This window comes from Ruegeria sp. YTSC002, assembly GCF_059609845.1.
The window spans coordinates 56,727-71,931 of sequence record NZ_JBXWML010000004.1; the positions used below are offsets into that span (position 1 = coordinate 56,727).

General features: G+C 57.2%; 14 protein-coding genes. 6 read left to right on the forward strand and 8 right to left on the reverse strand.

Features of this window, described 5'->3' with window-relative positions; all coding sequences use genetic code 11:
• Positions 1–287: 287 nt before the first annotated feature.
• On the forward strand, positions 288–1,262 hold the full coding sequence (speB, locus tag AC2FFD_RS09905; protein ID WP_170344750.1) for an agmatinase: 975 nt from the start codon (positions 288–290) through the stop codon (positions 1,260–1,262).
• A 34-nt stretch (positions 1,263–1,296) separates the two neighbouring features.
• Here speB and AC2FFD_RS09910 read toward each other — a convergent pair whose 3' ends face one another.
• The 7 genes from AC2FFD_RS09910 to AC2FFD_RS09940 form a co-directional block, all read right to left on the reverse strand.
• Positions 1,297–2,517 (reverse strand): aminopeptidase P family protein, encoded by a 1,221-nt coding sequence (locus AC2FFD_RS09910; protein ID WP_496872962.1) that lies wholly within the window; start codon positions 2,515–2,517, stop codon positions 1,297–1,299.
• A 162-nt stretch (positions 2,518–2,679) separates the two neighbouring features.
• A complete protein-coding gene (locus AC2FFD_RS09915) occupies positions 2,680–3,891 on the reverse strand; it encodes an ABC transporter permease (protein ID WP_257600611.1) in 1,212 nt (403 codons plus the stop codon).
• Positions 3,892–3,896: 5 nt separating this feature from the next.
• Complete coding sequence (locus tag AC2FFD_RS09920) at positions 3,897–5,171, reverse strand: ABC transporter permease (RefSeq protein WP_171204652.1); 1,275 nt, start codon at positions 5,169–5,171, stop codon at positions 3,897–3,899.
• A 70-nt stretch (positions 5,172–5,241) separates the two neighbouring features.
• Positions 5,242–6,333 carry an extracellular solute-binding protein gene (locus tag AC2FFD_RS09925; protein ID WP_171204651.1) on the reverse strand — a complete coding sequence of 364 codons (1,092 nt, stop codon included), beginning with the start codon at positions 6,331–6,333 and terminating at the stop codon, positions 5,242–5,244.
• A gap of 103 nt (positions 6,334–6,436) precedes the next feature.
• On the reverse strand, positions 6,437–7,537 hold the full coding sequence (locus AC2FFD_RS09930) for an ABC transporter ATP-binding protein (protein ID WP_171204650.1): 1,101 nt from the start codon (positions 7,535–7,537) through the stop codon (positions 6,437–6,439).
• Between the two features lie 137 nt (positions 7,538–7,674).
• The gene (locus tag AC2FFD_RS09935) at positions 7,675–8,385 is read right to left on the reverse strand and encodes a maleate cis-trans isomerase family protein (RefSeq protein WP_480684439.1); all 711 of its coding nucleotides are present in this window, start codon (positions 8,383–8,385) and stop codon (positions 7,675–7,677) included.
• Positions 8,382–9,527, reverse strand: a complete 1,146-nt coding sequence (locus AC2FFD_RS09940; protein ID WP_496872963.1) for a M24 family metallopeptidase — start codon at positions 9,525–9,527, stop codon at positions 8,382–8,384. The genes AC2FFD_RS09935 and AC2FFD_RS09940 overlap by 4 nt, the downstream gene beginning before the upstream one ends.
• A 194-nt stretch (positions 9,528–9,721) precedes the next feature.
• Here AC2FFD_RS09940 and AC2FFD_RS09945 point away from each other — a divergent pair, with 194 nt between their 5' ends.
• A complete protein-coding gene (locus AC2FFD_RS09945) occupies positions 9,722–10,906 on the forward strand; it encodes a M24 family metallopeptidase (protein ID WP_425078161.1) in 1,185 nt (394 codons plus the stop codon).
• Between the two features lie 33 nt (positions 10,907–10,939).
• Here AC2FFD_RS09945 and AC2FFD_RS09950 read toward each other — a convergent pair whose 3' ends face one another.
• Positions 10,940–11,782: a LysR family transcriptional regulator gene (locus AC2FFD_RS09950; protein WP_425078160.1), complete on the reverse strand. Its 843-nt coding sequence runs from the start codon at positions 11,780–11,782 to the stop codon at positions 10,940–10,942.
• Between the two features lie 106 nt (positions 11,783–11,888).
• On the opposite strand from AC2FFD_RS09950, the gene AC2FFD_RS09955 reads away from it, so the two are divergent.
• The 4 genes from AC2FFD_RS09955 to AC2FFD_RS09970 are packed head-to-tail and all read left to right on the forward strand — an operon-like array spanning position 11,889 to position 15,200.
• Positions 11,889–12,488, forward strand: a complete 600-nt coding sequence (locus AC2FFD_RS09955) for an amino acid synthesis family protein (RefSeq protein WP_496872964.1) — start codon at positions 11,889–11,891, stop codon at positions 12,486–12,488.
• A complete protein-coding gene (locus AC2FFD_RS09960; RefSeq protein ID WP_496872965.1) occupies positions 12,460–13,248 on the forward strand; it encodes an alpha/beta fold hydrolase in 789 nt (262 codons plus the stop codon). The genes AC2FFD_RS09955 and AC2FFD_RS09960 overlap by 29 nt, the downstream gene beginning before the upstream one ends.
• Positions 13,245–14,162: a flavin reductase family protein gene (locus AC2FFD_RS09965; protein WP_496872966.1), complete on the forward strand. Its 918-nt coding sequence runs from the start codon at positions 13,245–13,247 to the stop codon at positions 14,160–14,162. The genes AC2FFD_RS09960 and AC2FFD_RS09965 overlap by 4 nt, the downstream gene beginning before the upstream one ends.
• Positions 14,163–14,165: 3 nt before the next feature.
• Complete coding sequence (locus AC2FFD_RS09970; protein WP_496872967.1) at positions 14,166–15,200, forward strand: LLM class flavin-dependent oxidoreductase; 1,035 nt, start codon at positions 14,166–14,168, stop codon at positions 15,198–15,200.
• The last annotated feature ends 5 nt before the right edge of the window (positions 15,201–15,205 follow it).

Here is a 15,205-nt window from a genome sequence, read left to right on the forward strand (position 1 = left end):
AAAACCTGCCAGAGCATCACTGAGACCGAAACAAAGCTTTCATACGTTCTTTGGGGATGGGAAACGAAGGAAAGGCAAACCATCAGCGGGATTGTCTTTTGACTGATCTTGAAGCGCTCTGATGGGCTGGGCCGGGTCAGTTTTGAATGCAAGCCAGCCCGCCCTTCTGGAAGAAAGCTTCCTCTGATACCCTCAGCAACCCGCCATCAAAGAGAATTTAGTTTCAATACGGCGTGTCCTCATGTTCACATGCAGAAGATGTGGCACAACCATCGAAAGGACCAAAAATGCAGGAACATGGATATGCGTCCGGGCGCCTGAATCTTCCTTTCGTCGGAATATCGACCTTCGCGAAATCTCCATATGTCGAAAACTGGGACGGAATTGAGGCCGATGTTTGCGTGCTCGGCGCGCCGTTCGACTTTGGAACGCAGTGGCGCCCCGGCGCCCGTTTTGGTCCTCGGGCCGTTCGAGAGGCATCGACCCTTTTCAGTTTTGGCCATGCCGGCGCCTATGATCATGAGGATGACGCAACCTATCTGGATAGCTCGGTTCGGATCGTCGACCTGGGGGATGCGGATATTGTCCACACCAAGACCGAGGCGAGCCACGAGAACATAGCCTTTGGTGTGCGAAAGATCCTGGAGGCCGGGGCACTTCCGCTGGTGATTGGCGGTGATCACTCGGTAAACATCCCCTGCATTTCCGCATTTGAAAGCAACTGCGCCGAAAACGGACCGATACATGTCGTTCAAATCGATGCGCATTTGGACTTTGTCGATGAACGTCATGGCGTCACCAGCGGGCACGGAAACCCCATGCGCCGCGCGATAGAAAAAGACTATGTTTCGGGGATGACCCAGTTGGGTATTCGGAACGTTTCGTCCACGTCCAAGGAAGGGTATGACGACGCGCGTGCGCGCGGATCGGATATCCTGTCGGTACGGCAGGTTCGCAGATTGGGAACACAGGCTGTTCTTGACCGCATACCCGAGGGAAAACGGTACTACGTGACTATTGATATCGATGCGTTCTGTCCCTCGATCGCACCAGGAACGGGAACTCCCAGCCACGGAGGGTTTCTGTACTATGACGTTCTGGAGATTCTTCAGGGGCTGGCGAAAAGAGGTGACGTGGTCGGCATCGATCTTGTCGAGGTGGCTCCTGCCTACGATCCCACCGAAAGCACTCAGATTCTGGCAGCGCAGCTTCTGCTGAATTTTCTGGGTTTCATATTTCACGAACGAGCTCGGCGCACGTGATAAGCGGGTGGAGCCAAAGCTCCACCCCAAAGCATCAGGCGCCGATAATGTTGTGCCCCGGTCCGTAGGGGAATCCGGTGATGTTTTCGGCTCCGTCTTCACCCACAACCAGAATATCGTGTTCCCTGTAGCCGCCCGCACCGGGCTGGCCTTCAGGGATCCACAGCATCGGCTCGATCGAGACCACCATGCCGGGTTCCAGCACTGTGTCGATGTCTTCGCGGAGTTCCAGACCGGCCTCGCGACCATAATAGTGGCTCAGAACACCAAACGAGTGGCCATAGCCGAAGGACCGATATTGCAGCAGGCCTTCGTCGGCAAAGAACCGGTTGATCTCGGCGGTGATACCGGAACAGGTGGCACCGGGTTTGATCAGGCTCAGGCCAAGTTCATGCGCGGCCACATTGGCCTTCCACAGGCGCAGACTGTCGGCGTCCGGCTCGCCCAGGAACAGGGTCCGTTCCAGGGCGGTGTAATAGCCGGAAATCATCGGAAAGGTATTCAGTGACAGGATATCGCCTTTTTGCAACGCGCGTTTGGTGACCGGATTATGGGCGCCGTCGGTGTTCAAACCCGATTGAAACCAAACCCAGGTGTCACGGTATTCGGCTTCCGGGTAGGCCCGCGCGATTTCCACTTCCATCGCGTCTCGGCCGGCCATCGCAATTTCGATTTCGGTTGCGCCTTCGCGGATTGCGGCATGGATCGCAGCACCACCCACATCGGCAGTACGGGCACCGCCTTTGATCAATTCGATTTCTTCAGCGGATTTGATCATCCGCGCGGCCATGGTGTCGGCCGCGATGTCAACCAACTCAGGCTCACCCAGCATGTTCAGCGCCGTGTCGCGCGCCGCAAGCGTCATGTGGTCGCCTTCGATGCCGATCCGTTTTGCATTGTCGATCAGGATCGCAACTGCACGCCAGTAGTTGTCGCGCTTCCAGTCGGTATAAATCACGTTGTCTTCAACCGACCGGCGCCAGGGTTGCCCGGCATCAATATTGGCGGACACGGTGGTGCAACTGTCCTGGGTCACAACGCAGCCATAGGGGCGCCCGAACGCACAATACAGAAAGCCTGAATAATAGGCGATATTCTGCATCGACGTCAGCAGCACCACCGGGATATCCCGCTGGGCCATGATGGCGCGCAGTTTGCCAAGACGGCGGTCATACTCGGATTTGCTGAACGGCAACGGGGCCTTTTCACCATTGTGGCAGGTGAAGAACTGAGGGCGGTTAGAAATGTCAGTCATCCTTGGTCTCTCATCTATGCCGGGCGTGCATTTCCCGGCCACATGTCCCGGCGTTCAGGACAGGCGGTCTCGGGGTCCGAGAGCCGATCACCTCCGTAGTCGCCGCGACGCCATCGCAGCGGAGATGAACAGGTGAATCGTTAGATCAGACGGTTTGCTGCGTCAAGCAGGCGAAAGACCCCGCAGACGTTCGGATCGACGCCGCAACAGTTCGACCGTCGTCAGCAGAGCAATGGACAGGACCACAAGGATTGTCGCAACCGCAAGAATGGTTGGACTGATCTGCTCCCGCAGGCCGGTGAACATCTGCCACGGCAACGTCTTTTGGCTGGCAGAGCCTACAAACAGCACCACGACCACTTCGTCGAATGATGTGATAAAGGCAAAGAGACCGCCAGATATCACACCCGGCAGGATCAACGGCATCTGAATCTTGAAGAAGGTTCGCACCGGTCCCGCGCCCATATTGGCCGCCGCCCGGGTCAGAGATCGATCAAAGCCCACCAGGGTCGCCGTCACGGTAATGATCACAAAGGGAATACCCAGAACCGCGTGGGCCAGGATGACTTTCAGATAGCCTACGAAGTTCTTGTTCATGCCCAGCGTACCTTCGAGGAAGCGCCCGATATCACTGTAGAAAAAGAACATGCCCGTCGCCGAGATGATCAGCGGAACAATCATCGGCGATATCAGGATCCCCATGATCGCACGGCGCCCGGGAACGTGAGACTGGCTGAGCCCAATGGCGGCCAGCGTTCCCAACGTTACCGAAATAACCGTCGCAATCGGCGCGATGATCAGCGAGTTCTTGAAGCTGCGCTGCCATTCGTTGTTGGTGAAGAAATCTCGGTAATGCTTCAGCGAATAGCCTTCCGGATCCAGCCGCAGCATCTCGGGGGTGAATGTAAAGAAATCCTCTGCGTTGAAAGACAGCGGCAACACCACAAGGATCGGTGTGATCAGGAAGACGAAGATCGCACCACAGATCACGCGAAACAGGTAGTGATAGAAAACCTGTTGTGCCGTGAGGTATGGCAGCAACTTGCGCCGATACCGCCCCTCATACAACCAGAAGATAAACCAGGCAAAAAACCAACCGCCGAGCAGCCCCAATACACCACCCATCAGCCCGGCCACTATGAAACCCACGACACCGAATCCGATGATATTGATCCAGCGTGCGAGGTTTTCGTTCTTCACGATGTTTATGTAGACCCAAGCCAGCCCCGCGATCAGGACGGCTCCGGCCAGTATGCCCAGAAGGACCGAACCATTTCCGGCCCCGACGAAAATACCGGCAAATGCCCCGGCAAGTGCGACACTGGGCAGAACCATGGACATGGGTTTGCGGGATATCGGTGTCAGTGCGGCCATCTTGATTATCCCAACTTTACGTTATCGATGCCCACGATCTTGTCGTAGACCCAGTAGAGCAGCAGCACGACCGCCAGAAGGATCGTACCCAAGGCCGCGGCCAGCCCCCAGTTAAGTGAGGACGAAATGTGATAGGCGATTCGGTTCGAGATGAAGACACCCTTGGTGCCGCCCACGATCTCGGGCGTGATGTAGTACCCAATTGCCAGAATGAACACGAGGATCGAACCGGCCCCGATCCCGGGAACGGATTGCGGGAAGTAGATACGCCAGAATGTCGTCCAGTTCGTCGCGCCCATGGATTTGGCCGCACGCGTATAAGACGGCGGAATGGTCTGCATCACCGAATACATTGGCAGGATCATGAACGGCAAAAGGATATGCGTCATCGCGATGATGGTGCCGATCTGGTTGTTGATTATGATCAACCGGGCATCATCAGCGACCAGACCCAGCCAAACGAGGGTATCATTAATTACCCCCTGTTGTTGCAACATGACCTTCCAGGCGGACGTTCGCACCAGAAGAGACGTCCAGAAGGGCAAAAGGACCAGTATCATCAACAGGTTCGACACCCGCATCGGAAGTGTCGCCAACAGATAACTGACAGGGTAAGCAAGCAGGATACAAGCGCCCGTTATCACGAGCGACATGAACAGAGTACGTCCGAAAAGCTTGATCAGGATCCGCTTGTCTTCGGGTTGGGCCTGCGCGCCTTCCGGGGTTCTGCGCATATCGACGGCATTCAGGAAGTAGCCATTGGTAATCGCCGGTGAGTGGGTCTTGATCACGCGCCAGGTTTGCGGATCTCCCCATCCTTCGTGAATCTCGATCAACTTTTCCTTGAAAGGCCCATCCGTTTCAGGATCCAGTTTTTTGATCTGACGCCCGGATTTGCGGAACAGCGAAGACATACCTGTTTCTTCATAGTTCAGACGCGAACCAAGGCGAGTGTGTTCTTTGTTTTCGACCGCAACGACCATATCGCGGACGAAAGCATCGTAAACCGCTTCATCCGGAAGCTCGCCGCTTTGAGCATCCCAACCCTTCAAAGCTTCCACAGTAAGTGGAAGGGTTTCCGACACCATGCTGTTTTCCACCGAACGAAACAGCATCGACGCAATCGGCACGATGAAGGAAAACATGACGAACAGCAGAAGCGGAGCGACGAGCATCAACGCCCGCAATTTCTGCCGCCGCAGTGAACGTGCCAGCGATTGCTTGAGCGGCGTTCCGTCCGCTGCCAGCATCGGCCCTGCATTTTGGCTTGCGTCAGTCATCTGTGCCCCTTGGCTCTGCTTGAGTCTGAGGGCGGCGCGCCGCCCTCGACTTTTTCATGAAAACGCGCGCTTATTGCGCCAACCAAGCTTGGAACTTGGCTTCGATGTCGTCGCGGTAATCCGCCCAGAACTCGTAGTTGTAAAGGAACGTGTTCTTGGCGTTTTCCGGATCGGTTGGCATATGGGGCGCCATATCGATACCCAATTCGGCATGCTTACCCACCAGCGGAGCCGACGATGCACGGGCCGGACCGTACGAGATGTACTTGGCCTGATCCGCCAGACGCTGGGTATCGGTCGCGAACATGATATAGTCCAGCGCGCGCTGCTGACGCTCTTCGCTCAGACCAGCAGGGATGATCCAACCGTCCAGGTCAAAGATTTGCGCGTCCCACAACATGGCAACGGGCTGCTTCTGCTCTTCGATCACGCTGAACAGACGACCGTTATAGGTCGAACCCATGACGATCTCGCCATCAGCCAGAAGTTGCGGTGTATCCGCACCAGCGGACCACCAGACTACGCTGTCTTTGATCGTGTCGAGCTTGGCAAGCGCCTGATCCTGTCCTTCCGGAGTGGCCAGAACGTCATAGACATCGTCCTTTGCGACGCCATCGCACAACAGGGCCCATTCCATGTTGTTGATCGCACGCTTTTCAAGCGAACGCTTGCCCGGATAGGCTTCCAGGTCAAATACGGCGCAGACATCGCTGGGCGGAGTGTCTCCGACCAGATCGGTGCGGTACCCGAAGGTGGTTGAATACACGATCTGCGGGATAAAACAGTCGCTGACCAAAAGGTCGCCGAAATCTTCGGAGGCAGGTGTGCCATCCGGCGCCGGCGCAAGCTGGGTGTCAAAGTCGATTTCCAGCGCAAGACCTTCGTCACACAGACGAATTGCGTCTGCGGCCACAACATCAACCACATCCCAGGTGATGTTGCCGGCTTCGTTCATCGCGCGCAGTTTCGCAACTGCTTCGGCCGAGCTGTCATCATTCAGGATGGTGACACCTGTCTTTTCCGAATAGGGCTCGTGATACGCCTTAAGCTGCGATTTGGAATAAGCGCCGCCCCAGGAAACGATCGTCATTTCCTCTGCGAATGCACCGCCAGCAACTGCCCCAAGTGCCGCTGCTGTCAACAATGTTTTGGTTGTCTTCATGAATTGCTCCCAGTTTTTCCCGTTTATGTGTGTGGTCGGCTGATGCACGGGTTTTCACCAGCCGGTCCCTCAGTGAGGTCGCGCTTGTTCCGCGCGACTTGGCCTATGCGTCGAGCGCACGACAGTCCTGAGCCAGCCAGCCGATCTCGATCTCCTGCCCCGGGGACAGGCGGATTGCGTCTGGCGCGTTCCGGGTCTTGACGATGAACTCATCATTTCCGGCAACGGACATGCGGAAACGGAACACGTCACCCATGTAAATGAATTCCTTGACGGTTGCCTTCAGCGTATGTGCATCGGCGTGCAGGCGATCCTTGTTGAATTCTACCCGCTCGGGCCGGATCGATACTTTTGTCCGTTCGCCGGGTTCGCGAACATTGATCGGAACAGCGTCAATTTCCGAGCCATCATCCAGCTGGACGAGGCATGTATCGCCATCGATCGTCTTGATGACGCCTTCCATTGTGTTGTTTTCCCCGATGAACTGCGCAACGAAGCTGTTTTCCGGTTCTTCATAGAGCTGATCGGGCGGTGCAAGCTGCTGAATGCGGCCATCGTCGAACACGGCCACACGATCCGACATGGTCAATGCTTCGGTCTGGTCATGCGTTACATAGACCGTGGTAATCCCCAGCTCATGCGCGAGACGCGTGATTTCGAACTGCATATGCTCACGCAGTTGTTTGTCCAAAGCGCCCAGAGGTTCGTCCATCAACACCAGTTCGGGTTCAAAAACCAAAGCGCGCGCCAAGGCTATTCGCTGTTGTTGACCGCCAGACAACTGAGCCGGGCGTCGCCCACCAAACGCACCCATCTGAACCATGTCCAGAGCACGTTGTACCTTTTCATCCCGTTCAGACTTGCCCAATTTGCGGACTTCCAAGGGGAAGGAAAGGTTTTCGGCCACAGTCATATGCGGAAACAGGGCATAGTTCTGGAAAACCATGCCAATCCCGCGCTTGTGCGGCGGGATATTATTGATGGGTTTCCCATCAAGAAGAATTTCGCCATGGGTCGCGGTTTCGAATCCGGCAAGCATCATCAGGCAGGTTGTCTTTCCAGACCCGGACGGCCCGAGCATGGTCAGAAATTCGCCTTTTGGCATTGCAAGGTTGAGATCTTTGACAACGAGATTCTCGCCATCATAAGATTTTTGTACGCGCTGAAACTCAACAAACGCGGCATCGGTATTTGTGTCGGTCACAAGACCCCCTGTTGCGTCAAATGATTATCCGAGAGTTGCGGATTTCATTGATCTGTAGTCAGCAGTTAAGACCATGCAGTGGGCACTTGGCAACAATAGATGACGCAATTACGAATTTTCATGTCATATTTGCTGCTTCACTCAGCAAGATTGAGGCGGCACATATGCCATGCAAGGCTTTGATTACTTGAAAGAACAGGCTTGCCAATCCGCTTGCGAATCTCGGGGATGGCTTCAATCGTGCGCAGATTGGTACAGCTGAGGAAAACCGCTTCCACCGATGGATCAGATCCCAGTTTCGTCGCGGCTTCGATCACGGACTGCACCGAAATCCGAGCAACCTTTGCCTCTTCGGCCTGCCCGAATGTCCCGAAAACATCCATGGTTATCCCGTTTTCCGAAAACGCGGCTCGCAGCGGTGCGTTGACCTCTTCGACATAAGGCGACAGAAGCGCAAACTTCGACACCCCAAGATCCGCGGCACAGGCCGTGGCCGCGCGCAAAGGGTTTGTTACCTCTTTTGTATTGCACGACTGTTTGACAAGTTCCTCCACACGCTCTGATCCAATGACCGAACTTGCCGACGTGCAGCCATAACCCACCACCCGGAAAGGACGCGCGCTGGGCAACAATCTTGCCGCTGCCGGCAGGGCCTCTTCCATCTCGGCCAGGCTTTCTGGTGTCACTTCGATGCCGCTGGGTATCCGTGTTACAAACAACGGGTTTTTCCGGTCCGAGAAATACGCGCTGAATTCCGGCTCAATCGTCTCGTCGACCTGAAGTACGATCAATCCAAGCGGCGGGGTTTGCGGGTCGTCTTCGTCAAGCGTGTAAGGCACGTAGGTCATAGCTCGATCATCTCCGGCCCGATACGCGGGCTGATAAAGCGCGGGGCTTTGTCTGTTACGACGATGTTTTCTTCGTGAACCAATATCTTGTCACCAACCGCAATACCAGGCTCCAGGGTCAGCACCATGCCAGGCTCAAGAACGGTCTTGTCCGTCGGGATGAGGGACGGCCATTCAGTCAAAGACATGCCCAACCCGTGCCCCAGCCGACCGGCATCCGTGCCTTCGGATGCCTTGGTCAGCACCGTGTTCATGGCATGAAACAACTCTGCGGCCGTTGCGCCGGGCCGGGCGATTTCGAATGCAGCATCTGACGCGTCTATCAGCCTGGCATAAGCAGATTTCACGTCGGGACTTGCTGGGCCAACCGACCAGTTGCGATCGAAGTCACTGAAGTAACCATCCCAGACCAAGCCGGTATCAAGCATCAGTACATCGCCATCTTTCAAGGGGGACGAAGACGCCGGCGAAATCACGTCAGAATAACCGCCCTGCTCTGCCCCACCTGCGAGATACGGCACCCAGTCGGCACCCTCTTCCAGACACAGTATCTGGAAACCGCGAAATACTTCATCCAAAGGCACGCCGACCCGTGCAATCTCGGGAACGCGCGCGAACGCGCGACCAGCTATGGCGCATGCAGTTTCGATCTTGGTGATTTCTGCACCGGATTTGACCATGCGAAGCTGGCGCAAAATACCCTGATCTCCGGTGATGCAACGCGAACCGATACTGTTTCGCAGGCGTTCAATGTCCGACAGCGGCATACGCGCGTGCGTCTCGTGCCCATCCGGCATTCCGATACGGCCTTTGGCGGGCGTCAGTTCCGTCAGGGCATCCGTCAAAAGCGAGACGCCGTCATCCTGAAGGTCGGGTGAGCTCCACGTTCGGATGTCGTCGATCCAGGTTTGCCCCATCAATGAGGCGCCGATCGAGGGGATGACCGCGACCGGTTTGCCAGCCGCAGGCAGGATCAGGAACCAAGGGCGGGTCGGGCTTTCCCAGAATCTGGTCAGGTATCCGGTAAAGTAGCGCACATCGGTTTCCGTGGTCAGCAGCAGCGCCGACAGGCCCGCGGCATTCATCAACACCTGTGCGCGTTCGGTACGCGCGGCAAATTCTGCTGGCTCGAACCCTCTCATCCGGCGACCTCAGCGGTGATGCGTCGCATGCGGGCTGAACCGTTGAAACGTCGCAGCCTGAATGGCCCGGTCTTTCGGCCCGTTCGATGTGAATTGATATCGGTTTTCATGCAGCCCCCCGAATTATCGCTCGTTGACGTGAGCGGATCGGTAGGGTTCTGTCAACCAAAGTCTATTGTTGACCGGAGGCGCCAATGACCCACTCTGATCCAGCCTTCAGCCGGGCGGAATATGATCGTCGTCTTGCCAAGACCCGAAAGGCGATGGCCGCAAAAGGAATTGACTGCCTTTTTGTCGAAGACCCTTCGAACATCGGATGGCTCACCGGGTATGAGGGCTGGTCTTTTTACGTTCACCAGGGTGTCTTGATCTTTCTTGACGCGGACCCGATCTGGTGGGGGCGCCGGCAGGATGCAAACGGTGCGCTGCGCACGGTGTGGATGGGGGACGATCGGGTTTTCGGATACGCCGATCACTTTGTGCAGTCGACCACGCGGCATCCTATGCAGGATCTGGCCCAGCTTATTGCGGACTGTGGACACGGCCAGAGCCGAATTGGGGTGGAGCTGGACAATTATTATTACTCGGCCAAAGCCCATATTACACTGACAACGGAACTGCCCGAGGCGACGCTGATGGATGCAACGGCCTTGGTCAACTGGCAACGGGTCGTGAAATCCGACGAAGAAATCGCCCTGATGCGCAAGGCGGCCCGAATTTCAGAGTTTGTGACTGACGGCGTGCTTGAACGCGTTGAACCCGGCCTGCGCAAGAACGAGCTGGTCGCACAGATATACCATGACGCGATAACGGGCGTCGGGGATGACTGGGGGGATTACGCGGCCATCGTACCACTTTTGCCGTCCGGCTCAGACGCCGCCGCGCCGCATCTGACCTGGAATGGAGATGTGTTCAAATCGGGTGAATGCACCTTCTTCGAACTCTCCGGCTGCTATCGCCGATATCATGCTCCGTTCTGCCGGTCGGTATTTCTGGGTCAACCGCCTGATCATCTTAGAAGGGCCGAGGCGGCCTTGGTCGAGGGGTTGGAAGCGGGTCTGGAGGCTGCGCGCCCCGGCAATCGCGCAAAAGATATCGCCAAAGCGCTGGCGGCACCGCTGGAACGTGCGGGGATCGAACGCGGTGCCCGCTGCGGCTATCCTGTCGGCCTCAGCTATCCTCCGGACTGGGGCGAGCGCACGATCTCGTTGCGGGACGAAGACAATACCATCCTCGAAGCTGGCATGACATTTCACTTTATGCCCGGGCTATGGATGGATGATTGGGGGCTTGCGATCACCGAGACCATCCTGATCAAGGAAAACGGTCCGGCCGAGTGTCTGTGCAAACGACCACGCAAAATATTCGTCAAGCCCTGACAGGTGCACGAACGATTGCAGGCCCGCGCCGGATCAAACCCGTATCTGTTCAAGCAACCAGTCACGAAACAATGCGGCCGCCGGATTGCTGGCATCGGCGGAAAGATAATACCCTTCGTTGCATTCGACAGTGCTGTCATGTGCGCTTTCGACAAGACCGGTTGCCATCGCATGTTTCGCCAGAAACTCGCTGATCAGGGCAACCCCGCTGCCATGAACGGCCAAATGAAGCGCCATGCCGAACGTATCGACGAAAACAGCAGGCTGCCGCTGCACGCCCTGCTTGTCGAGCCACGTCTTCCATCCACTGGACGTGCCGACTGCTTCTATCAGGGGAAGGTCAAACGGATCCCCGGCAAGCGTCGGCGCCTTGACAGCGACAAGCCTGTCAGGTCTCAGGCGCTCGGCCCCCCTGCCCACTTGTTTCTCTGACCCGAACCTGACCTGAACATCAGCCTGCGACGCGTGAAAATCGTCAGGCCAGATTGCACTGAGCAGCCGCACGCTGATCTCTGGATTGCGTGCGGTGAAGTCCGCGAGGTTTGGGGCGATGACCCATTGCGCGACGCTGACAGATGTGGCCACCGTCAGGACATCTCCTGGTGCGCTTGCGTCGGCCCTTCCGGCGGCGGCGGCAAGCGCCTCAAGCGCGCTGCCGACTTCGGGCAACAGTTTTCGCCCGGCATCCGTCAGGGCCAGACTGCGCGGATGCCTTACAAAAAGTGCTGTCCCCAGACGCATCTCAAGGGATTTCACCTGCTGACTGACGGCCGATTGGGTCAGGCCGATTTCCTCGGCAGCCGCAGTAAAACTCAGGGTCCGGGCTGCTGCCTCGAAGGATCGGAACCAGGTCAGCGGTGGAAGTGATTTTCCCATTGATCAAGTTAGCCATTAATCTTTCTAATGCGAAAGCACATAATTCAATCATTTGTCAAAAACCACACCCGTTTCTACCTTCTCCCAGCGCGACAGGAGAGGTGTGATGAAGCCGGAAATACGCAAGATTGTTACCTACGACGAGGAAGTTCTTGTCGAGGGATTTCGCCCTGCGGAAATCCCATGGCGCATGTTTGCCGTGGCCGCAGTGATTACCAATCCCTGGGCGGGTCGATATGTCGAAGACCTAAAACCGGAAATCCACGCCTACGGCCCCGTACTGGGAAAGATGATGACGGACCGCATGATTGCGTTGGCCGGCAGTGGTGACGCGATCGAAGCCTATGGCAAGGCAGCCGTCGTCGGGCTGAATGGCGAGGTCGAGCACGCCTCGGGCATTATTCATACCCTTCGCTTCGGCAACCACTACCGGCAGGCGGTCAGCGCGAAATCCTATCTGGCTTTCACAAACACGCGCGGCCCCGCGAATGCGCCGATCATGGTTCCATTGATGGACAAAAACGATGCCGGGCGGCGTTCTCACTACCTGACCGTACACTTCTCGATCCCGGACGCACCACGCGACGATGAAATTGTCGTTGTATTGGGGGCCGCAACCTCGGGCAGACCGCATCACCGCATCGGCGACCGGTATCAGGATCTCAAGGATTTGGGCCATGACGTGGACAACCCGGCCGCGGTCTGAAATCGGCGGGCTGGCCGCGATCCAAACTGGCGCAGGTCCGGACATCCTGTTGCTTCACGGGGTTGGCCTGCGGGCCGAAGCCTGGAGCGCGCAGTTGGACGGGTTGGCCTCTGAAGCGCGCCTGACAGCGCCGGACATGCCCGGTCACGGGGAAAGTCCGCTTGGCTTTATCGGCACGGAACTGTCGGAATACAGTGATGCTGCACACAACTTGCTGGGCAATCTAAACGGTCCGGTCCTTGTAGTCGGCCACTCGATGGGCGCGATGATCGCGTTGGACCTTGCCGCCAAGTCGCCAGATCGGATTTGCGGCGTCGTGGCAATGAATGCCGTTTTTGAACGCAGTGCAAAGGCAGCGCAGGCCGTTCAGGAACGTGCTGCGGGACTGGATGGTGAAACACCGGTTGATCCAACCAGCACGCTGCGCCGGTGGTTTGGTGACATCGGTTCGCCTGAACGTGATGCCTGCCGCGAATGGCTGACGGCCATGGATCCGGCGGCTTACAAGCTGGCCTATACGGTTTTTGCCCAAAGCCAAAATCCGCGGCGCGGCGCGTTGGAGAAACTTGGCTGCCCCGCGCTGTTCATAACCGGCAGTCAGGAGCCGAACTCCACCCCACACATGTCGCGTAGAATGGCCGAAATCACCCCGAACGGACGCGCCCTGATCATCGATGGGGCGGCCCATATGATGCCGATGACACATGCAAGTCAGATCAACGCCGCCATCTCCAGCTTTCAAAGCGAGGTGCAATCATGACCGAACTCGACCCCCGCGACCTCCGGCGGGCATTTGGCAAATTCATGACCGGCGTGACCGTCGTTACCACGCGCAGCGCCTCTGGCATGGCCCTGGGCTTCACGGCGAATTCCTTCACTTCGGTTTCGCTCGACCCGCCGCTGCTGATCGTCTGCCCTGGCAAGAACTTGTCTTCATACGGCGAATTCTCGGCCTGCACCCATTTCACGGTGAGTGTTCTGGCCGAGGGGCAAGAGGATGTGTCCAACACCTTCGCCGGCTTCAAAGGTGATCGGTTCGCCAAAACCGACCACAGCCTTGACGCGCGCGAGATCCCGTTGATCACCGGCGCGGTTGCGACATTTTCCTGCCGGACCCATCGGGTGGTCGAGGCAGGAGACCATTGCGTTTTGATCGGACAGGTCGAAGCCTATTCCCACAACGACCGTCCGGCGCTGGGCTACGCGAACGGGCGGTACTTCAGCCTTGGTCTGGAACGCGGCGCGCTTGAACCGACGGGGCGCCGGATCGTCTGTGGCGCAATCATCGAACACGAAGGCCGCGTGCTGCTAGAAAAAACGGATGCCGGTTTCAGGCCGCCGCAGGTCACATTGTCCGACCGGCGACAGTTGCGGGACAGCCTTCGGCAGGATCTGCATGATCGTGGCATCGACGCAAATCTCGGCGTCGTCTACTCGGTCTATGACGATGCCACAGCGCATCATGTCTACGTATTGGGCAATGCACCGGACCTTCCCAAACACGGCAAGCTTGAGGCCGTCGCGATTGAAGACCTGGCGGCCCTTTCCTACACGACGACGCCAATCACCACCATGATTTCTCGTTTTGCGCTGGAAAGCCGAACCCGCGACTTCTCACTGTATCTGGGCAGCGCGCAGCAGGGCGACGTGCACAGCTTTTCTGAAAGGACCTGATGGATGGAGTTTTCCCTTTTTGCACACATGGAACGGCTGAGCCCCGATCAACCCCATGAGAAGCTGTATGAAGAATTCATCGCGCTGTGTAAAATGGCCGATGAGGCGGGAATGCGTGCCGTCTGGACCGGTGAGCACCACGGGATGGACTTTACGATCGCGCCCAACCCTCTGATGTCTTTGGTAGATATCGCACATCACACCAAGAATGTGCGGCTTGGCACCGGTACAGTGGTTGCACCGTTCTGGCATCCGATCAAACTGGCCGGCGAAACGGCTGCGGCGGACCTGATGACAGGCGGCCGTATCGAGCTGGGCATCGCCCGCGGCGCCTATTCGTATGAATATGAACGGATGATGCCGGGAATGGATGCATGGGATGCTGGCCAGCGCATGCGAGAAATCGCGCCGCTTTTGCCCCGGCTGTGGGAAGGTGACTGTGCCCATGATGGAGAGTTCTTCAAGTTCCCTGCCACCACCTCGGCCCCCAAGCCGGTGCAACCCGGAGGGCCGCCCATCTGGATCGCGGCGCGGGATCCGAACAGTCATGAATTCGGTGTGCAGAACGGCTTTAACATTCAGGTCACACCGCTTTGGCAGGGCATGCACGAGATTGAAACGCTGATGGGCCGCTTTGAGGATGCCTGCGCAAACCATGAGGGGCCGCGCCCCAAGATCATGCTTCTGCACCACACCTATGTTGGCAATGACGATGCTGATCTGGATCGGGCCGCTCGGGAATTGTCTTGCTTCTACAACTACTTCGGGGCCTGGTTTCAAAACAAGCGGCCGGTCCGGCAGGGCTTGATCCAGAAGCTGACCGACGAAGAGATGGCGGCCAATACGATGATGGCCCCGGAAAACCTGGCGCGCGATCTGACTATCGGAACCGCAGAGGGTGTCACGGAACGTCTGAAACGTTATGAAGATCTGGGCTATGATGAGTATTCGTTCTGGATAGACAGCGGTATGAGTTTCGAACGCAAACGCGCATCGCTGGCCCGTTTCATCGACGACGTCATGCCAAAGTTTCAGTGAGGATC